Origin of the sequence: Cupriavidus taiwanensis (assembly GCF_900249755.1) — a bacterium.
Classification (GTDB): Bacteria; Pseudomonadota; Gammaproteobacteria; order Burkholderiales; family Burkholderiaceae; genus Cupriavidus; species Cupriavidus taiwanensis_D.
The window spans coordinates 2,295,855-2,314,491 of sequence record NZ_LT976853.1 but is presented as its reverse complement, the minus strand read 5'-3'; the positions used below and the strand labels follow the sequence as shown (position 1 = coordinate 2,314,491).

The 18,637-nt window shown below is 67.5% G+C and carries 17 protein-coding genes and 1 tRNA gene; 15 read left to right on the top strand and 3 right to left on the bottom strand.

Annotated elements, in window-relative coordinates; translation table 11 throughout:
* Window positions 1-11 precede the first annotated feature (11 nt).
* The 15 genes from rlmN to CBM2594_RS10480 all read left to right on the top strand — a co-directional run bounded on the left by rlmN (window position 12) and on the right by CBM2594_RS10480 (window position 16,997).
* Entirely contained in the window at window positions 12-1,166 is a 1,155-nt protein-coding gene (rlmN, locus tag CBM2594_RS10550; protein WP_116356786.1) for a 23S rRNA (adenine(2503)-C(2))-methyltransferase RlmN, read from the top strand.
* Complete coding sequence (gene pilW / locus CBM2594_RS10545; RefSeq protein WP_116356785.1) at window positions 1,163-1,942, top strand: type IV pilus biogenesis/stability protein PilW; 780 nt, start codon at window positions 1,163-1,165, stop codon at window positions 1,940-1,942. The genes rlmN and pilW overlap by 4 nt, the downstream gene beginning before the upstream one ends.
* Entirely contained in the window at window positions 1,935-2,903 is a 969-nt protein-coding gene (locus CBM2594_RS10540; RefSeq protein WP_116356784.1) for a RodZ domain-containing protein, read from the top strand. Before pilW ends, CBM2594_RS10540 begins: the two co-directional genes overlap by 8 nt.
* Window positions 2,904-2,951: 48 nt before the next feature.
* Window positions 2,952-4,244 (top strand): flavodoxin-dependent (E)-4-hydroxy-3-methylbut-2-enyl-diphosphate synthase, encoded by a 1,293-nt coding sequence (gene ispG / locus CBM2594_RS10535; RefSeq protein ID WP_116356783.1) that lies wholly within the window; start codon window positions 2,952-2,954, stop codon window positions 4,242-4,244.
* A gap of 38 nt (window positions 4,245-4,282) precedes the next feature.
* On the top strand, window positions 4,283-5,653 hold the full coding sequence (gene hisS, locus CBM2594_RS10530) for a histidine--tRNA ligase (protein ID WP_116356782.1): 1,371 nt from the start codon (window positions 4,283-4,285) through the stop codon (window positions 5,651-5,653).
* A gap of 55 nt (window positions 5,654-5,708) precedes the next feature.
* On the top strand, window positions 5,709-6,341 hold the full coding sequence (locus CBM2594_RS10525) for a YfgM family protein (protein ID WP_116356781.1): 633 nt from the start codon (window positions 5,709-5,711) through the stop codon (window positions 6,339-6,341).
* A gap of 66 nt (window positions 6,342-6,407) precedes the next feature.
* Window positions 6,408-7,583 (top strand): outer membrane protein assembly factor BamB, encoded by a 1,176-nt coding sequence (gene bamB / locus CBM2594_RS10520; protein ID WP_116356780.1) that lies wholly within the window; start codon window positions 6,408-6,410, stop codon window positions 7,581-7,583.
* A gap of 216 nt (window positions 7,584-7,799) precedes the next feature.
* A complete protein-coding gene (der, locus tag CBM2594_RS10515) occupies window positions 7,800-9,143 on the top strand; it encodes a ribosome biogenesis GTPase Der (protein ID WP_116356779.1) in 1,344 nt (447 codons plus the stop codon).
* A 210-nt stretch (window positions 9,144-9,353) separates the two neighbouring features.
* The gene (gene hfq, locus CBM2594_RS10510; protein WP_012353158.1) at window positions 9,354-9,593 is read left to right on the top strand and encodes an RNA chaperone Hfq; all 240 of its coding nucleotides are present in this window, start codon (window positions 9,354-9,356) and stop codon (window positions 9,591-9,593) included.
* Between the two features lie 231 nt (window positions 9,594-9,824).
* The gene (gene hflX / locus CBM2594_RS10505) at window positions 9,825-11,084 is read left to right on the top strand and encodes a GTPase HflX (RefSeq protein ID WP_116356778.1); all 1,260 of its coding nucleotides are present in this window, start codon (window positions 9,825-9,827) and stop codon (window positions 11,082-11,084) included.
* Between the two features lie 175 nt (window positions 11,085-11,259).
* Complete coding sequence (gene hflK, locus CBM2594_RS10500; RefSeq protein ID WP_116357764.1) at window positions 11,260-12,618, top strand: FtsH protease activity modulator HflK; 1,359 nt, start codon at window positions 11,260-11,262, stop codon at window positions 12,616-12,618.
* 10 nt (window positions 12,619-12,628) lie between these two features.
* Window positions 12,629-13,537, top strand: coding sequence for a protease modulator HflC (gene hflC, locus CBM2594_RS10495; RefSeq protein ID WP_116356777.1), 909 nt, complete (start codon window positions 12,629-12,631; stop codon window positions 13,535-13,537).
* 186 nt (window positions 13,538-13,723) lie between these two features.
* Window positions 13,724-14,875, top strand: coding sequence for an ATP phosphoribosyltransferase regulatory subunit (locus tag CBM2594_RS10490; protein WP_116356776.1), 1,152 nt, complete (start codon window positions 13,724-13,726; stop codon window positions 14,873-14,875).
* Window positions 14,876-14,960: 85 nt separating this feature from the next.
* Entirely contained in the window at window positions 14,961-16,301 is a 1,341-nt protein-coding gene (locus tag CBM2594_RS10485; RefSeq protein ID WP_116356775.1) for an adenylosuccinate synthase, read from the top strand.
* 126 nt (window positions 16,302-16,427) lie between these two features.
* A complete protein-coding gene (locus tag CBM2594_RS10480; protein ID WP_116356774.1) occupies window positions 16,428-16,997 on the top strand; it encodes a phosphoribosyltransferase in 570 nt (189 codons plus the stop codon).
* Window positions 16,998-17,048: 51 nt separating this feature from the next.
* On the opposite strand, the gene CBM2594_RS10475 is transcribed toward CBM2594_RS10480, so the two are convergent.
* The 3 genes from CBM2594_RS10475 to CBM2594_RS10465 form a co-directional block, all read right to left on the bottom strand.
* The gene (locus CBM2594_RS10475; RefSeq protein WP_116357763.1) at window positions 17,049-17,660 is read right to left on the bottom strand and encodes an NAD(P)-dependent oxidoreductase; all 612 of its coding nucleotides are present in this window, start codon (window positions 17,658-17,660) and stop codon (window positions 17,049-17,051) included.
* Window positions 17,661-17,724: 64 nt separating this feature from the next.
* Entirely contained in the window at window positions 17,725-18,159 is a 435-nt protein-coding gene (locus CBM2594_RS10470) for an Rrf2 family transcriptional regulator (protein ID WP_116356773.1), read from the bottom strand.
* A gap of 378 nt (window positions 18,160-18,537) precedes the next feature.
* Window positions 18,538-18,624, bottom strand: a tRNA-Leu gene (locus tag CBM2594_RS10465).
* Window positions 18,625-18,637 lie beyond the last annotated feature (13 nt).

Here is an 18,637-nt window from a genome sequence, read left to right as displayed (position 1 = left end):
AGTTTGCCGCCATGAACGACCTCGTCAACCTGCTCGACCTCGACGCGGACGCGCTCACCGCTTATTGCGGCGAGCTCGGCGAGAAGCCGTTCCGTGCGCGGCAGCTGCAACGCTGGATCCACCACTACGGTGCCAGCCGCTTCGACGCCATGTCGGATCTCGCCAAGTCGCTGCGCGAAAAGCTCGCGACCCGCGCCGAGATCCGCGCGCCCGCCGTGATCACCGACAACCTGTCGGCCGACGGCACGCGCAAGTGGCTGCTCGACGTGGGCGCGGGCAACGCGGTGGAAACGGTGTACATCCCCGAGGAAACGCGCGGCACGCTGTGCGTTTCCTCGCAGGCCGGATGCGCCGTCAACTGCCGGTTCTGTTCCACCGGCAAGCAGGGCTTTTCGCGCAACCTCAGCACCGGCGAGATCATCGGCCAGCTGTGGATGGCGGAGTTCGCCATGCGCGAGCAACTGGGCCGCGGCCCCAAGGATGACCGCGTCATCTCCAACGTGGTGATGATGGGCATGGGCGAGCCGCTGCTGAACTACGACGCCGTGGTCCCGGCCATGCGGCTGATGCTGGACGACAACGCCTACGGCCTGTCGCGCCGCCGCGTGACGCTGTCCACCTCGGGCGTGGTGCCGATGATGGACCGGCTGTCGAAGGACCTGCCGGTCGCGCTGGCCGTGTCGCTGCACGCCTCCAACGACGCGCTGCGCGACGTGCTGGTGCCGCTGAACAAGAAGTACCCGCTGGCCGAACTGATGGCGGCATGCCGCCGCTACCTGGAGTTCGCGCCGCGCGATTTCATTACTTTCGAATACTGCATGCTGGACGGCGTCAACGACGGCGTCGAGCATGCGCGGGAACTGCTGAAGCTTGTCGCCGACGTGCCGTGCAAGTTCAACCTGATCCCGTTCAACCCCTTCCCCGAATCGGGGCTGAAGCGTTCCAACAACGAGCAGATCCGCCGTTTCGCGCAGGTGCTGATGGACGCGGGCATCGTCACCACCATCCGCAAGACCCGCGGCGACGACATCGACGCCGCCTGCGGCCAGCTGGCCGGGGAAGTGAAGGACCGCACGCGCCTGGCCGAACGCGGCAAGTTCGGCAAGATCACGCCGCTGGTTCCCGTCACTGCCGGCGGCCAGCCGCGGGAGGCGCGGCCTGCATGATCCGTCTGATCGCTGCGGCCCTGCTGGGGCTGCTGATGTTGTCCGGGTGCCAGCTGCCGCATGCGCCGGCGCAGGATCTCCAGACCGCTTCCGACCAGACCGAGGCCAGGCGCCGGGCCGGCATCCGGCTGCAGCTGGCCACCAATTACCTCGAGGCCGGCCAGAACGCGGTCGCCCTCGACGAGATCAAGCAGGCCATCGCCATCGATCCGTCGCTGGCCGATGCCTTCCATGTGCGGGCGCTGATCTACATGAGCATGAACGAAGCGGCGCTGGCCGAGGACAGCTTCCGCACCGCGGCGTCGATGCGCGCCAATGACGGCGACCTGCTCAACAACTACGGCTGGCTCCTGTGCCAGCAGGGGCGCTACGGCGAGGCCGTGCCCATGCTGCAGCGCGCCGTGTCGGCGCCGTCGGCCGGCGGCCCCGCCAAGCCGCTGATCAGCCTGGGCGCGTGCGAACTGCGCCAGGGCCACAGCGCCGAGGCAGAGAAGAACCTGAAGGCCGCGCTCGGCTACGACCGCAACAACCCGGTGGCGAACACCAACCTCGCGCTGGTGTTCTACCGGCGCGGCGATTACACACAGGCGCGGCAGTATGTCCAGCGCGTCAACAACAGCCAGTTTGTCACGGCGCAATCCCTCTGGCTGGGAGCGCGCATTGCCCACCGTCAGGGCGACGGCCGCACGCAGGATGCGCTGGGAGCGCAACTGCGCAGCCGCTTCCCGGACTCGCGCGAGGTGGGCGCCTACGAACAAGGAGCATGGGATGAGTGAGCACGACCGCGCCGCAGGCCAGGCCGTACCGACGCAAGCAGTCGGCGGGGGCGCGCATGAAGGGGAACGTGAAGCCGCGGCGCGCGAGATCGGCGCGGCGCTGGCGCGCGAGCGCGAGGCGCAGCGGCTGTCCGTCGAGGACGTCAGCGCACGGCTGAAGGTGGCGGCCAGCAAGCTGCGCGCGATCGAGGCGGCCGACCTGCAGGCGCTGCCCGACGTGACCTTCGCCAAGGGGGTGATGCGCGCCTATGCCCGCATGCTCCATGTCGATATCGACCCGCTGCTGGCGCGCTTCCAGCCGCGCGCGGTGGCGCAGGTGGCGGAAATCGCCCGCCAGCGCGAGGGCGGCATCAACGCGGCCTTCGACGACCGCAACCGCTTCCGCTCCGGCGGCAATGGCGGCCGCTGGATCTGGCTGGCGCTGGTGGCGGTGGTGGTGGCCGCGGGCATCTGGTTCGGGCTCGACCATATCCGCGCGTGGATCGACGCGCGCAGCAGCACGGCTGAAACGGTGGCGGCCGAAGCACCGGCCGCGGATCACGCCAGCACGGAAGCCGGCATCGTGACCGCGACGCTGCCGCCGGTGATGGCCGCCAGCGACTCGCCGGCACCGTCGGCGGAAACCGTGCCGGCCAGCGCCGTGGTGGCGCCGGCAGCGCCGGCGGCCATTGCGGCGCCGGCCTCGGCAACGGTCCCCACGTCAGCGGCAGCGGCGAGCGCAGACGGCGAACTGCAGATCCGCTTTGCGGCCGATACCTGGTTTGAAATCCGCGACAATAGCGGCAAGATCGTTCTGGGTGGCACCGCCAGGGCCGGCCAGACCATGGCTGGCGGCGGCACGCCTCCGTACCGGGTGGTGATCGGCAACGTCAAGGGCGTCGAATCGCTCACGCGCAACGGCACGCCGGTCGACCTGAAGGCAGCCAACCGCAACAACGTGGCGCGCCTGACGCTGCCCTGACGCGGCTGCGAGGTGCGGCAAGGTGCGTCTTTGCAAGGTGGTAACGCTATGAACCAACAGCTCTGTCTCCCGGTCCTGCCGGGTCCGCTGCCGCGCCGCCAGACCCGCCAGGCGCGGGTCACGTGGGGCGGCAACGTGGTCACCATCGGTGGCGGTGCGCCGGTGCGGGTGCAGTCGATGACCAACACCGACACGGTCGATGCCATCGGCACCGCGATCCAGGTCAAGGAGCTGGCGCGCGCGGGGTCCGAGATCGTGCGCATCACGGTGAACACGCCCGAGGCCGCGGCGGCGGTGCCGTCGATCCGCGAGCAGCTCGACCGCATGGGCGTCGACGTGCCGCTGGTGGGCGACTTCCACTACAACGGCCACAAGCTGCTGCAGGACTATCCGGCCTGCGCCGAGGCGCTGTCCAAGTACCGCATCAACCCGGGCAACGTCGGCCAGGGCGCCAAGCGCGATACGCAGTTCGCGCAGATGATCGAGATGGCGTGCCGCTACAACAAGCCGGTGCGCATCGGCGTGAACTGGGGCAGCCTGGATCAGGACTTGCTGGCGCGCATCATGGACGAAAACGCTGGCCGCGCCGAGCCGTGGCCGGCGCAGAGCGTGATGATCGAGGCGCTGATCACCTCGGCCATCGATTCGGCCAGGAAGGCCGAGGAAATCGGCCTGCCTGGCGACCAGATCATCCTGTCGTGCAAGGTGTCGCAGGTGCAGGAGCTGGTCGCGGTGTACCGCGAGCTGGCGCGCCGCTGCGACTACGCGCTGCACCTGGGCCTGACCGAGGCCGGCATGGGCAGCAAGGGCATCGTCGCTTCCACCGCGGCGCTGTCGGTGCTGCTGCAGGAAGGCATCGGCGACACCATCCGCATCTCGCTGACGCCGGAACCCGGCGCGCCGCGCGAGAAAGAGGTGTATGTCGGGCAGGAAATCCTGCAGACCATGGGGCTGCGCAATTTCACCCCGATGGTGATCGCCTGCCCGGGCTGCGGACGCACCACCAGCACGGTGTTCCAGGAGCTGGCGGCCAGCATCCAGGCCTACCTGCGCGAGCAGATGCCGCAATGGAAGACCGCCTACCCCGGCGTCGAGGAAATGGACGTGGCCGTGATGGGCTGCATCGTCAACGGCCCCGGTGAGAGCAAGCATGCCAATATCGGCATCTCGCTGCCGGGCTCGGGCGAATCGCCGGCCGCGCCGGTGTTCGTCGACGGCGTCAAGGTGAAGACGCTGCGCGGCGAGCGCATTGCAGAAGAATTCCAGGCGATCGTAGACGAATACGTTCGCACGCACTACGGCCCGGGCGCTGCGCGGGCCGGCAAAGAAGTGGCAGCCTGAGCCGGACCGGCCGGGGCCAGCAGCCTGACTAGAACAGAATGACGCAAACCGACAACATGGCCGCCGCCGGCGCCGCCAATACCGAACCGAAGCTACGCCCCGCCAAGGCCCTGCAGGGCGTGAAGGGCATGAACGACATGCTGCCGGCCGACGCGCCGCTGTGGGAGCATTTCGAGAATGCCGCGCGCGCGATGCTGCGCGCCTACGGCTACCAGCAGATCCGCACGCCCATCGTCGAGCACACCCAGCTGTTCGTGCGCGGCATCGGCGAGGTCACCGACATCGTTGAAAAGGAGATGTACTCCTTCACCGATTCGCTCAACGGCGAGCAGCTGACGCTGCGCCCCGAGGGCACCGCCGCGGCCGTGCGCGCCACCATCGAGCACAACCTGCTGTACGACGGCCCCAAGCGCCTGTGGTACACCGGCCCGATGTTCCGCCACGAGCGCCCGCAGCGCGGCCGCTATCGCCAGTTCCACCAGCTCGGCGCCGAGGCGCTGGGCTTCGCCGGCCCGGACGTCGATGCCGAGATCATCCTGATGTGCCAGCGCCTGTGGGACGACCTGGGGCTGACCGGCGTGCGCCTGGAACTCAATTCGCTGGGGCAGGCCGACGAGCGCGCGGCGCACCGCGAACAGCTGATCAAGTACCTGGAAGGCTTCCAGGACATCCTGGACGACGACAGCAAGCGCCGCCTGTACACCAACCCGCTGCGCGTGCTCGACACCAAGAACCCGGCGCTGCAGGAAATGGCGGCCAACGCGCCCAAGCTGATCGACTTCCTCGGCGAAGCATCGCTGGCGCACTTCGAGGGCGTGCAGCGCCTGCTGAAGGCGAACAACATCCCGTTCAAGATCAACCCGCGCCTGGTGCGCGGGCTGGACTACTACAACCTGACGGTGTTCGAGTGGATCACCGACAAGCTGGGCGCGCAGGGCACCATCGCCGGCGGCGGGCGCTATGATCCGCTGATCGCGCAGATGGGGGGCAAGCCCGCTCCGGCCTGCGGCTGGGCCATGGGCATCGAGCGCATCATCGAGCTGATCCGCGAAGAGGGCGTGGTGCCCGAGGCGGTCGGTTGCGACGTTTACCTGGTGCACCAGGGCGAAGCCGCTGCACAGCAGGCGATGATCGCCGCCGAGCGCCTGCGCGATGCCGGCCTGGACGTGGTGCTGCACGCCAGCGCCGACGGCAAGGGCGGCAGCTTCAAGTCGCAGATGAAGCGCGCCGACGCGAGCGGCGCGGCCTATGCCGTTATCATTGGCGACGACGAAGTCGCCGCCGGCGTGGTCCAGGTCAAGGAACTTCGCCAGCGCGAACAGGCCGAAGGCGGTGGGCAACAGGCCAGCGTCCCGGCCGAAGGCCTGGTCGATTACCTGATCGACGCCATGGTCGGCGCCAGCGAATAAGCGCGCCGCAGCCTGACACCACGAGTATCCAACCAACGCAGGTAATTGCCTCGACATGGCTTACGATCTAGAAGAACAGGAACAGCTTGAGAATCTGAAGGCCTGGTGGCGCCAGTATGGCAACGCGCTGACCTGGGCGCTGATCATCGCGCTGCTGGCCTTTGCCGGCTGGAACGGCTGGAAGTACTGGGAGCGCAAGCAGGCCGGCGAAGCCGCGGTGCTGTACGAGCAGGTGCTCAAGGCCGCCGAGGCGCGCGACGTCGAGCGCATCAAGCGCGCCGCGACCGACCTCGAAGGCAAGTTCGGCCGCACCGCCTACGGCCAGATGAGCGCCCTGGTCGCCAGCCGCGTGCTGTACGATGCCGGCGACCTGACCGCCGCCAAGAGCCAGCTGCAATGGGCCATCGACCACGGCGACGAAGCGTATTCCCACCTGGCGCGCGTGCGCCTGGCCGGCGTGCTGCTCGACGAGAAGGCCTATGACCAGGGCCTGGCGCTGCTCAAGGACGAGCCGCCGGCCGCGTTCGTGGCGCTGTACGCAGACCGCCGCGGCGACCTGCTCGCCGCGCAGGACAAGCGCGACGATGCCCGCACGGCCTACCGCAAGGCGCTGGACAAGCTGGGCCAGGCCGAGCCGGCGATGCGCCAGATCATCCAGTTCAAGCTCGATGCGCTGGGCACGGCCTGATCCGGCCGCGCCTGAACCCTTGCCATACCGTTGATCCCGCGGATCGAACAACAGGACCGTAAAGTTATGACGTCAGTGCTTTCCCGTGCCGTACATCGCCAGCCTGCCCGCACCATTTCCCGTGCGCTGGTGGCGGCTGCCTGCCTGGCCACGCTGGGCGGCTGCGCGCTGTTCAGCAAGGAAAACAAGCACCCGCCCGCCCAGCTCAAGCCGGTCTCGGGCACGCTGGCGGTGCGCCAGGCCTGGCAGGCCGATGTCGGCAAGAGCGGCCCCTATTCGATGCAGCCGGCCGCGGCGGGCAACAATGTCTATGTGTCGTCCAACAACGGCAACGTGATGGCGCTCGATGGCGCCACCGGCCGCGTGCTGTGGAAGGCCAAGACCGACGTCGACCTGACCTCCGGGCCGGGCAGCGACGGCTCGGTGACCGCAGTCGCGGGCGAGAAGGGCGCGGTCTATGCCTTCGACGCCAGCGGCAAGCAGATCTGGAAGAAGCAGGTCAACGGCGAGGTCCTGTCGGCGCCGCTGGTCGGCAACGGCCTGGTGGTGGTGCGCACCACCGATACCCGGGTGTTCGGCCTGGATGCCGAGACCGGCGAGCGCCGCTGGATCTACCAGCGCTCGCAGACCCCGCTGAACCTGCGCGCGGCGATGGGCATGGTGTTCGCCGGCGACGGCATCGTGATGGGCTTCCCCGGCGGCAAGCTCGGCGTGCTGACGCCGGGCAACGGCGTGCTGCGCTGGGAAAGCGCGGTTTCGTACCCGAAGGGCGTGTCAGAAATCGAGCGCCTGAACGACGTCACCGGCCTGCCCATGGTCAGCGGCCGCCAGGTCTGCGCCACCACCTTCCAGGGCCGGGTCGCCTGCCTGGAACTGGCCAGCGGCCAGCCGCAGTGGGGCAAGGATTTCTCGTCGCCGGCCGGCCCCGCGCAGGATGACAATGCGCTTTACGCCAGCGATGAACAATCGGTGGTGCATGCCTTCGACCGCCAGAACGGCAGCGAGCGCTGGAAGAACGCTGACCTGCGCAACCGCCGCCTGGGCGCGCCGCTGGCGCTGGGCCGCTCGGTGGTGATGGGCGACTTCGAAGGCTATGTCCACTTCCTGTCGCGCGAAGACGGCCAGGTGGTGGCACGCATGAAGACCGATGGCAGCGCCATCACCGCCGCGCCCGTGGTGGCGGGGCAGACCCTGGTGATCCAGACGCGCGACGGCGACGTCTACGGTTTCCAGCCTGGCTGACAGGACCCAATGCGCGCTGCCGTACACCTGTCGGTACGGCCGGCGCCGAATCCGGTAGCATGATCCTTGGCGCGGCTTGCAGCGGGTCGCTGACCCGCACCGCGCCCGACAGGACAAGCGGCAGCCCGCGCCCAGGTGGCGCGGGCTGCCGCTGGAACCCTTGACTCCGGAGTTACCGGGGGGCGGCAGTTGCCGGCCCCCGTTTCCGTTTATGGCATGAAACCAGTTATCGCACTTGTCGGCCGCCCCAATGTGGGCAAGTCGACGCTATTCAACCGCATGACCCGCTCGCGCGACGCCCTCGTCGCCGACCTGCCGGGCCTGACGCGCGACCGCCATTATGGCGAGGGGCGCATCGGCGAACGTCCGTTCATCGCCATCGATACCGGCGGCTTCGAGCCCGTGGTCAAGGAAGGCATCGTCGCCGAGATGGCCAAGCAGACCAAGCAGGCGGTGGTCGAGGCCGACGTGGTGATCTTTATCGTCGACGGCCGCCTCGGCCTGGCGCCGCAGGACCGCGCCATCGCCGATTACCTGCGCAAGACCGGCCGGCGCATCATGCTCGCGGTCAACAAGGCCGAGGGCATGAAGTACACCTCGGTGGCGGCGGACTTTTATGAACTGGGCATGGGCGACCCGTACGCGATCTCCGCCGCCCACGGCGACGGCGTGCGCGAGCTGGTCGATGAAGCCATCGAGCTGGCGGTGCAGGAACGCCCCGAGCTGGCCGAGGAAGCCCCGGACGAAGGCAAGGGCGTCAAGATCGCCATCGTCGGGCGCCCCAACGTCGGCAAGTCGACGCTGGTCAATACGCTGATCGGTGAAGAGCGCGTGATCGCCTTCGACATGCCCGGCACCACCCGCGACGCCATCTATGTGGAATTCGAGCGCGGCGGCAAGCCCTACACGCTGATCGATACCGCCGGCCTGCGCCGGCGCGGCAAGGTGTTCGAGGCGATCGAGAAATTCTCGGTGGTCAAGACGCTGCAGTCGATCGCGGATGCCAACGTGGTGATCCTGCTGCTCGATGCGCAGCAGGATATCTCCGACCAGGACGCGCATATCGCCGGCTTTATCGTCGAGTCCGGGCGCGCGCTGGTGGTGGGCGTCAACAAATGGGACGGGCTGGACGGCCACGCGCGCGACCGCATCAAGCACGACCTCGAGCGCAAGCTGCAGTTCCTCAGCTTCGCCAACTTTCACTTTGTGTCGGCGCGCGAGCGCACCGGCATCGGCGCGCTGATGCGCTCGGTCGACGATGCGTATGCCGCGGCCATGGTCAAGCTGCCGACGCCGCAACTGACGCGCGTGCTGCAGGAAGCCGTGGAATTCCAGCAGCCCAAGCGCGTCGGCGCATCGCGGCCCAAGCTGCGCTATGCGCACCAGGGCGGCTCCAATCCGCCCATCATCGTGGTCCACGGCAATGCGCTCTCGGGCGTGGCCGAAACCTACCGGCGCTACCTGGAGAACCGTTTCCGTGCGGCATTCAAGCTCAAGGGCACGCCCCTGCGCATCGAATTTCGCACGAACAAAAATCCGTACGCGGACTCGAAGGATTGAGTCCGGAATCGGATCCGTGGCGGCGCCAGTTTTCGTTTGCGTTCGTTTGGAACTGCGGCTAAATTCACGGTAGCAGGGGGTTCCCTGTGCATTGACGCCAACTTGGTACCGTTTTGATCTTTTTTCTGGCGCGTTTTTGCGCCGCCTGACTTGAACCGGGGATTTCCATCCCCATCATTCACCACTAAACCTATAAATTTGGAGTGTGCCATGAGCAACAAAGGGCAACTGCTACAAGACCCGTTCCTGAACGCGCTGCGCAAAGAGCACGTGCCGGTTTCCATCTATCTCGTCAATGGCATCAAGCTGCAAGGCAATATCGAATCGTTCGACCAGTATGTCGTCCTGCTGCGCAACACCGTGACCCAGATGGTCTACAAGCATGCGATTTCCACCGTCGTGCCGGCGCGCGCGGTCAACTTCCGCGTGGATGATTCCGCCGAGGCCTGATCTGACCGATCTGCCCCAGGGCATCGCGCGGGCGCCAGGCGGCGCCGCCCCGATGCCCGGCACCGGCGTGCCAGCGCACCCGGTGCCGCGCGGCCCGGCGGTTGCCAATGCGCCCGCCGCCGCCATGTACCGCACCATGCGGCGGCCTGTCCCGGCAGGGGCCAGGACAGTGTCCGACATCCGCCATCCTTTCCCCTGAACCCGAATTTCCCTGCGCATTCGCGCCCGCCCTTGGACCCCAGAGCCACCTCCAATACCGCCCCTTCGCGCGCCATCCTCGTCGGCGTCGACTTCGGCAAGCATGATTTCCAGGAAAGCCTCAGTGAACTGGCGCTGCTGACCTCGACCGCCGGTTCGCTGCCGGTGCATACGCTGACGGGCCGCCGCTCGCGCCCGGACCCGGCATTGTTCATCGGCTCGGGCAAGGCCGAGGAGCTGAAGGAGGCCGCCGACGCGCTGGATGCCGACGTAGTGGTCTTCAACCACGCGCTGAGCCCGGCGCAGCAACGCAACCTGGAGCGCTTCCTGAACCGCCACGTGATCGACCGGACCGGCCTGATCCTGGATATCTTCGGGCAGCGCGCGCAGAGCCATGTCGGCAAGGTGCAGGTGGAGCTGGCCCAGGTGCAGTACCGCGCTTCGCGGCTGGTCCGCGCGTGGAGCCACCTGGAGCGGCAGAAGGGCGGCATCGGCATGCGCGGCGGCCCCGGCGAGCGCCAGCTGGAACTGGACCGGCGCATGCTGGACGAGCGCGCCAAGCGGCTCAAGTCCGATCTGTCGCGGCTGCAGCGCCAGCACAGCACGCAGCGGCGTGCGCGCGCGCGCAACGACACCCTCAGCATCTCGCTGGTGGGCTACACCAACGCGGGCAAGTCGACGCTGTTCAACGCGCTGACCAAGGCCGGCGCTTATGCGGCCAACCAGCTCTTCGCCACCCTCGACACCACCTCGCGCCGGCTGTTCCTGGACGGCCTGGGCAACGTGGTGCTGTCGGACACGGTCGGCTTTATCCGCGACCTGCCGACGCAACTGGTGGCGGCGTTCCGTGCCACGCTGGACGAGACCGTGCATGCGGACCTGCTGCTGCATGTGGTCGATGCATCGAGCCCGGTGCGCCACGAGCAGATCGAGCAGGTCAACCGCGTGCTGGCGGAGATCAACGCTCTCGACATCCCGCAGATCGTGGTGATGAACAAGATCGACGCCGCTCCTGAATTGATGGGCGACGGCCCGCGCATCGAGCGCGATGTGGAAGGCATCCCGACCCGCGTGTTCCTGAGCGCGCGCGAAGGGCTGGGCCTGGACTCGCTGCGCGAGGCCGTGGTCGAGGTGGCGCAATGGCTGGCCAGCCGCCCGCCCGAGCCGCAACCCTACGATCCCCGCCTGGACGACGTGCCGCAGGCCGATGGCGCCGGTGACGGCACTGTCGGTGACGGCGGCCTAGAGAACGACGGCGACGACGCCGATGCGGGGGATTCACGCCGGCCGTAGGCCCGGTGGCCAGCCACGGGCTTGCCGCCGGATCAACGCCGCCTTGGTGCCGGTTTGGCGCCGGTTCTGCCCAATTCCGGTGCGGTTGCTGCCGGGGTTGCGCGAATTGGCCAAAAGTGGCGCCGATGACTGCTAGAATCCCCCTGTTACAAACTTCCCCGGACCCGTGCACTTCATGCCCCAGTTTCCCCGGAATGCTGATTCGAGCCTGACACCAGGCGGCAGCCTCGCGCCGCGCGCGGGCTGGCAGCGCCTGCGCGCCATCTTCTCGCTGAACGATCCGCGCTGGGGTCGGGACGGGCAGGACGATGACAAGAAGGACGGCCGCGACGACAACCGCCAGCAGAACCAGCGGCCGCAGCAGGATGGCGGCCCGCCGGACCTCGACGAACTGTGGCGCGACTTCAACCGCCGCCTGAACGGCCTGCTTGGCCGCAAGGACAACGGCGGCGGCGGCAACCAGAACTTCGGCGGCCCGCGCACCCCCGGCAAGGGCTCGGGCATCGGTGCCGGCGTGATCGTGGCCGCGGTGGTCGGCATCTGGCTGGCCAGCGGCTTCTTCATGGTGCAGGAAGGCCAGACCGCGGTGATCCTGCAGTTCGGCAAGTTCAAGTACTCCGCCGGCCCCGGCATCAACTGGCGCATGCCCTGGCCGGTGCAGTCGGCCGAGGTCGTCAACCTGTCGGCGGTGCGTTCGGTCGAGGTCGGCCGCTCCACCTCGATCAAGGACAGCAACCTGAAAGACTCGTCGATGCTGACGCAGGACGAGAACATCATCGACGTGCGCTTTACCGTGCAGTACGTGATCCAGGACGCCGGCGAATTCCTGTTCTTCAACAAGACCGACCGCGGTGGCGATGAAGAACTGGTGACGCAGGCCGCCGAGACCTCGGTGCGCGAGATCGTCGGCCGCAACAAGATGGACGCGGTGCTGTACGAGAGCCGCGAACAGATCGCGCAGCAGCTGGCCAAGTCGATCCAGGCCATCCTGACGGCGTACAAGACCGGCATCCGCGTGCTGTCCGTCAACGTGCAGAGCGTGCAGCCGCCCGAACAGGTGCAGGCCGCGTTCGACGACGTCAACAAGGCCAGCCAGGACCGCGAGCGCGCCATCAGCGAAGGCCAGGCCTACGCCAACGATGTCATCCCGCGCGCCAAGGGTACCGCGGCGCGCCTGAAGGAAGAGTCCGAAGCCTACCGCTCCCGCGTGGTGGCGCAGGCCGAGGGCGATGCGTCGCGCTTCCGTTCGGTGCAGACCGAATACGCCAAGGCCCCACAGGTAACGCGCGACCGCATCTATCTGGAAACCATGCAGCAGATCTACACCAATTCGACCAAGGTGCTGGTGGACGCGCGCCAGGGCAACAATCTTCTCTACCTGCCGCTGGACAAGCTGATGGCACAGGCCGATGGCCGCGCTGCGCCGCAGCCGGGCCAACCGGGTGCGGCCAGCCCGCCGGCGTCCGCGCCGGATGCGTCGACGGACGCCCGTTCGCGCGAAGCGCTGCGCAACCGCGACCGCGACTCGCGCTGAGGAGACCGTCATGAACCGACTGATTTCCTTCGCGATTGGCTTTTTCATCCTGGTGGCCGTGGTTTCGTCCATGCTGTTCGTGGTCGACCAGCGCCAGTACGCCGTGGTGTTTGCCTTCGGCCAGATCAAGCAGGTGGTGCGCGAGCCCGGCCTGCACTTCAAACTGCCGCCGCCGTTCCAGAACGTGGTGTTCATGGACCGCCGCCTGCAGACCATCGACGTCGCCGCCAACGAGCGTTTCCTGACCGCCGAGAAGAAGAGCATGGTGGTGGACTGGTTCGTCAAATGGCGCATCACTGACCCGCGCAAGTTCTTCGTCGCCTTCGGCGGCAACCTGCGTGGCGCGCAGGACCGCATGACGCAGCGCATCGATTCGGTGGCGCGCGAAGAGTTCGGCAAGCGCACCGTCGCCGACGTGGTCGCCGGCGAGCGCGAGCAGGTGATGCAGGCCATCCGCAGTGGCATGAGCGAGTACGCCAAATCGGTTGGCGTCGAGATCCTCGACGTGCGCCTGAAGCGTGTCGACCTGCTGCCCGCGATCAGCGAATCGGTGTATCGCCGCATGGAGGCCGAGCGCAAGCGCGTGGCCAACGAACTGCGCTCCACCGGCGCCGCCGAGGGCGAGAAGATCCGCGCCGACGCCGACCGCCAGCGCGAAGTGGTGCTGGCCGAGGCCTATCGCGATGCGCAGGTGATCAAGGGCCAGGGCGATGCCAAGGCCTCGCAGATCTATGCCGACGCGTTTGGCCGCGATCCGCAGTTCGCGCAGTTCTGGCGCAGCATGGAGGCGTATCGCAATACCTTCCGCGACAAGCGCGACGTGCTGGTGCTCGAGCCCAATTCCGAGTTCTTCCGCTATATGCGTTCCAGCGGCGGCGCCGCGGCCGCGGCCTCCGGCAACGGCGGAGGCAAGCGCTAGCCCCGTCGCTTGTCCGTGTGGCGAATTGACGAAACCCCGGCTTGCCGGGGTTTTGTCCGGCTGGAGCCTTCGCTGCGGAGTGATGGCGCGGGCGCGCGATGTCCGCGCGCTGGTTTTGCCGGGCCTTGCCCGGTCCCTGCAGGCGCTGCGCCCGCGGGCAACTGAATGACTGAGAAGAGATTCACCATGTCCAACCATTGGCTGCTGCCAGAAAACATTGCCGACGTGCTGCCGTCGGAAGCGCGCAAGATCGAAGAGCTGCGCCGCCGCATGCTGGACCTGTTCCGCACCTACGGCTACGAGCTGGTGATGCCGCCGCTGCTGGAATACCTCGAGTCGCTGCTGACCGGCACCGGCCACGACCTCGACCTGCGCACGCTCAAGCTGGTCGACCAGCTGTCGGGCCGCACCATGGGGCTGCGCGCCGATATCACGCCGCAAGTGGCGCGCATCGATGCCCACCTGCTGAATCGACCCGGCGTGACCCGGCTGTGCTACGCGGGCAACGTGCTGCACGCGCGCCCGGCAGGGTTCCACGCGACCCGCGAGCCGATCCAGATTGGTGCCGAGATCTATGGCCATGCCGGCCTGGAAGCCGACGTCGAGATCCAGGAACTGATGCTGGCCGCGCTGACCGCGGCCGGCCTGTCCGAGATCCGCATCGACCTGTGCCATGCCGGCATTCTCGAAGCGTTGCTGGCCGGCCTGCCGTCGATCCGCAAGATCGAGGATGCCTTGTTTGCCGCGCTCGAGACCAAGGACGTGCCCGCCTTGCGCGAGCTGACCACCGGCATGCCGCAAACCGAGCGCGACGCGCTGCTGGCGCTGCCGACGTTGTACGGCGGCGTCGACGTGATCGAGCGCGCCCGCGCCACGCTGCCGGCCAGCCCGGCCATCGGCCGCGCGCTCGATGAGCTGGCGGCGCTGGCGGTGCAGGTGCGCGGCGCCAGCGTCAATATCGACCTGTCGGACCTGCGCGGCTACCACTACCACAGCGGCGTGATGTTCGCGGCCTATGTGGCCGGCCTGCCCAACTACGTCGCGCGCGGCGGCCGCTACGACAAGGTGGGCGAGGCCTTTGGCCGGGCCCGTCCGGCAACGGGTTTCTCGCTGGACCTGCGCGAAGTGGCGGCACTGTCACCCGTCGAGGTGCGCGCGCAGGCGATCTTTGCACCCTGGGATGCGGACCCGGCACTTCGTGCCGCGATTGCCGCGCTGCGCGCCGGCGGCGAGATCGTCATCCAGTCGCTGCCCGGCCATACCCATGAGCTGGACGAATTCAATTGCGACCGGCAACTGGTGCGCAAGGACGCCGGCTGGGCCGTGGTGCCGCGCTGACGCATCGACGCCGCGGCGGGCCAAAAACCCGGAAACGCGCGGCAACAAGAGTAGAATACGTTTTTAACCTATTGACCAAAGCAATATGTCCGCATCCGCAGTAGGCCAGGGACGCAATGTCGTCGTGATCGGCACCCAGTGGGGTGACGAAGGCAAAGGAAAAATCGTCGATTGGCTTACCGACCATGCAAAGGGCGTGGTGCGGTTCCAGGGTGGCCACAACGCTGGCCACACGCTGATCATCGGCGGCAAGAAGACCATTCTCCGGCTGATCCCCTCGGGCATCATGCGCGCCGGCACGGTCTGCTACATCGGCAACGGTGTGGTGCTGTCGCCCGAAGCTTTGTTCCGTGAAATCGAAGAGCTCGAAGGCGCCGGCCTGCAGGTGCAGAACCGCCTGCGCATTTCCGAGGCGGCCACGCTGATCCTGCCGTACCACGTCGCCATCGACAAGGCGCGCGAAGCCCGCCGCGGTGCCGCCAAGATCGGCACCACCGGCCGCGGCATCGGCCCGGCCTATGAAGACAAGGTGGCACGCCGCGCGCTGCGCGTGCAGGACCTGTTCGATCCGCAGCAGTTCGCCGAACGCCTGCGCGAGAACCTGGACCTCCACAACTTCATGCTGACCCAGTACCTGGGTGCCGAAGCCGTCGATTTCCAGCAGACCCTGGACGAAGCGCTGGCCTACGCGCCGCGCCTGGCACCGATGGTCGCCGATGTATCGGCCGAGCTGTACGCGGTCAATGCCGCCGGCGGCAACCTGATGTTCGAAGGCGCGCAGGGCACGCTGCTCGACGTCGACCACGGCACCTATCCGTTCGTCACCTCGAGCAACTGCGTGGCCGGTGCGGCAGCAGCCGGCGCGGGCGTGGGCCCGGGCCGCCTGAACTACATCCTCGGCATCACCAAGGCCTATTGCACCCGCGTTGGCGCCGGCCCGTTCCCGAGCGAGCTGTACGACAACGACAACCCCTCACGCCAGGACCAGGTCGGCGTGCGCCTGGCCAACGTCGGCAAGGAATTCGGTTCGGTCACCGGGCGTCCGCGCCGCACCGGCTGGCTCGATGCCGCCGCGCTCAAGCGCTCGGTGCAGATCAACGGCGTGTCGGGCCTGTGCATGACCAAGCTGGACGTGCTCGATGGCCTGGAAACCATCAAGCTGTGCGTGGGTTATGAGCTCGACGGCAAGACCGTCGACATCCTGCCGCGCGGCTCTGACGCGGTGGCGCGCTGCGTGCCGGTCTACGAGGAATTCCCCGGCTGGAACGAGTCGACCTTCGGCGTGAAGACCTGGGACGCGCTGCCCGAGCAGGCCCGCATCTACCTGAAGCGCGTCGAAGAAGTGGTCGGCATCCCGATCGACATGATCTCGACCGGCCCGGACCGCGACGAGACCATCCTGCTGCGCCATCCGTACAAGGCCTGACGGCCTGCGCAGTCCCCGCAGTGCCGCCGCGCCACAAGCGCCGCGGCCTGCCAGAAAATAAATCGGCCCGCGCAAGCGGGCCGAGCCATATCGGTCAGCCGACCGCACGATACAACGAGTAAAACGATGAACCTGCCTATCAACGATGACGAGAACCTGTGGGTCTCCTGGGACGAATACCATCGCCTGATCGCACGCCTGTCGCTGAACGTGCATGAATCGGGCTGGAAGTTCGACAAGATCCTGTGCCTCGCACGCGGCGGGCTGCGCGTGGGCGACCAGATGTCGCGCATCTTCGACGTGCCGCTGGCGATCCTGGCCACCAGCAGCTACCGCGAGGCCGCCGGCACGCAGCAGGGCGAACTCGACATCGCGCAGTACATCACCATGACCCGCGGCGAGCTGAGCGGCAAGATCCTGCTGGTCGACGACCTGGTGGACTCCGGCATCACGCTCGAGCGTGTGGGCCGCCACCTCAAGGAACGCTATCCGGCGGTGACCGAGGTGCGCTCGGCGGTGCTGTGGTACAAGGCGTGCTCCAAGGTGGAGCCGGACTACCACGTGACCTTCCTCGAATCGAACCCCTGGATCCACCAGCCGTTCGAAGAGTACGACACGCTGCGCCCGCACAACCTGGCCGCCTGGCTCAAGCGCGGCAAGCGCGCCAGCCTGCTGGACGACGGCGCGCGCGACTGAGCGCGTCGGCCAGCCGGGCCCGCCTTGCCGGCGGGCACGGCGGGTTTGGGCTCAGTAGCCCACGGTGAAGCGCTGGCGCGAATGCGCCGGCCGCTCGATTTCATCGAGCATCGCGATGGCATAGTCTTCCATCGAAATCCAGCTCTTGCCTGCCGCGTCGCTGAGCAGGTCTTCCATGCCGATGCGGAAATGGCCAGTGCGCTCGCCCGGCTCGAACAGTGCGGACGGCGACAGGAAGGTCCAGTCGATCTGCTGCTCGTTGCGCAGCGCATTCAGGAAGTCGCGGCCGGCCAGCGCCTCGGTTTTGTAGGCATCGGGGAAGTTCGGGGTGTCGACCAGCTGCACGCCCGGTGCGACATAAAGACTGCCGGCACCGCCCACCACCAGCAGCCGCGGCACGCCTGCCTGGCGCACGGCGGTGGTTACCTGCTGCGCGTTCAGCTGCGCGAAGCGCGCGGTGCTGATGACGACATCATGGCCGGCGAGGGCGGCGGCCAGTGCCGCGCGGTCGGTCGCATCCACATCCTTGTTGGTCACGCCTGCGCGCGCGGGCAGGCGGCTGGCCTGGCGCGCAATCGCGGTCACGTGGTGGCCGCGGCGCACGGCTTCGTCGGTCAGGCGCGTGCCAACGCGGCCGCTGGCTCCAATGATGGCGATCTTCATGGTCACTCCCTGGTTCAGTTGGTTGGATATGAAACTGATGTGGTTACACATCGGGATAAAAAAATCAGCGCTTGCGGCGCTGGCTGCCGCGCTCGACATCGGCCAGCATGCCGGCAACGGTGATGCCGGCCAGGGTTTCGTCCATGGCCGCCTGCGCGCGGTCGGCCACCTTGCGCAGCGCACCGGTGATCTCGCGCCCGACCATGCAGGCCGGATTGGGCGCGCTCTGGTGCAGCGTGATCAGCGCCGTGGTTTCGACCGCGCGGAACACATCCAGCAGCGTGATCGACGCGGCCGGGCGCGCCAGCGTGGCGCCGCCGGTGCTGCCCATGGTGGTGGCCACCAGGCCCGCTTCAGCCAGCTGGCCGACCAGGCGCCGGATCAGCGCCGGGTTGGTGCCGACGCTGCCGGCAATCAGCGATGATGGCACCGGCTCGGCGGCACTGGCCAGCAGGGTAAGGATATGGACGGCGACGGCAAACCGGCTGCTTGTGCTCATGGTGTCGGGTGCGATGTGAAACCATGATAGTTACACATGCGCGCTGACGTCAAGGGGCAGGGATAAGAAAGGTCAGGGCGGTGGGAAGAAAGGGCAGCGGCGCCGTGCAGCGAAATGGATCGCGCCGGCCGCCGGAATGCCGGAATCGCCACTGAAGCTGTTACACTCCCCGACATTGCCGTAACCTTGTGGTGCGGCTGCCGCGCGGGGTACGGTGCGCGGTTTCACGGACGGGAAAAAACCCGTACGCTCGCAGGTATGACATCGCGGCAAGTGCCGCCAAGCAAGGAGTGCAAGTTGCCGGATCTGATGCGCGAAACAGGCGTCAAAAACAAAAAACCCGCAGGGCTCGAAAGCGCTGCGGGTTTCCCGGTGATCTGGTGCCCAGGAGAGGACTCGAACCTCCACAGTGTTGCCACCGCTAGGACCTGAACCTAGTGCGTCTACCAATTCCGCCACCTGGGCAGGTGTCGAAACA

What these genes read in the sequence shown, in the direction of transcription:
- rlmN (WP_116356786.1), top strand. Translation starts at nt 12, where the DNA reads ATGAACGACCTCGTCAACCTGCTCGACCTCGACGCGGACGCGCTCACC.
- CBM2594_RS10540 (WP_116356784.1), top strand. Translation starts at nt 1,935, where the DNA reads ATGAGTGAGCACGACCGCGCCGCAGGCCAGGCCGTACCGACGCAAGCA.
- bamB (WP_116356780.1), top strand. Translation starts at nt 6,408, where the DNA reads ATGACGTCAGTGCTTTCCCGTGCCGTACATCGCCAGCCTGCCCGCACC.
- CBM2594_RS10485 (WP_116356775.1), top strand. Translation starts at nt 14,961, where the DNA reads ATGTCCGCATCCGCAGTAGGCCAGGGACGCAATGTCGTCGTGATCGGC.
- CBM2594_RS10470 (WP_116356773.1), bottom strand. Translation starts at nt 18,159, where the DNA reads ATGAGCACAAGCAGCCGGTTTGCCGTCGCCGTCCATATCCTTACCCTG.
- CBM2594_RS10480 (WP_116356774.1), top strand. Translation starts at nt 16,428, where the DNA reads ATGAACCTGCCTATCAACGATGACGAGAACCTGTGGGTCTCCTGGGAC.
- der (WP_116356779.1), top strand. Translation starts at nt 7,800, where the DNA reads ATGAAACCAGTTATCGCACTTGTCGGCCGCCCCAATGTGGGCAAGTCG.
- CBM2594_RS10475 (WP_116357763.1), bottom strand. Translation starts at nt 17,660, where the DNA reads ATGAAGATCGCCATCATTGGAGCCAGCGGCCGCGTTGGCACGCGCCTG.
- hfq (WP_012353158.1), top strand. Translation starts at nt 9,354, where the DNA reads ATGAGCAACAAAGGGCAACTGCTACAAGACCCGTTCCTGAACGCGCTG.
- CBM2594_RS10525 (WP_116356781.1), top strand. Translation starts at nt 5,709, where the DNA reads ATGGCTTACGATCTAGAAGAACAGGAACAGCTTGAGAATCTGAAGGCC.
- hflC (WP_116356777.1), top strand. Translation starts at nt 12,629, where the DNA reads ATGAACCGACTGATTTCCTTCGCGATTGGCTTTTTCATCCTGGTGGCC.
- CBM2594_RS10490 (WP_116356776.1), top strand. Translation starts at nt 13,724, where the DNA reads ATGTCCAACCATTGGCTGCTGCCAGAAAACATTGCCGACGTGCTGCCG.
- hisS (WP_116356782.1), top strand. Translation starts at nt 4,283, where the DNA reads ATGACGCAAACCGACAACATGGCCGCCGCCGGCGCCGCCAATACCGAA.
- ispG (WP_116356783.1), top strand. Translation starts at nt 2,952, where the DNA reads ATGAACCAACAGCTCTGTCTCCCGGTCCTGCCGGGTCCGCTGCCGCGC.
- hflK (WP_116357764.1), top strand. Translation starts at nt 11,260, where the DNA reads ATGCCCCAGTTTCCCCGGAATGCTGATTCGAGCCTGACACCAGGCGGC.
- pilW (WP_116356785.1), top strand. Translation starts at nt 1,163, where the DNA reads ATGATCCGTCTGATCGCTGCGGCCCTGCTGGGGCTGCTGATGTTGTCC.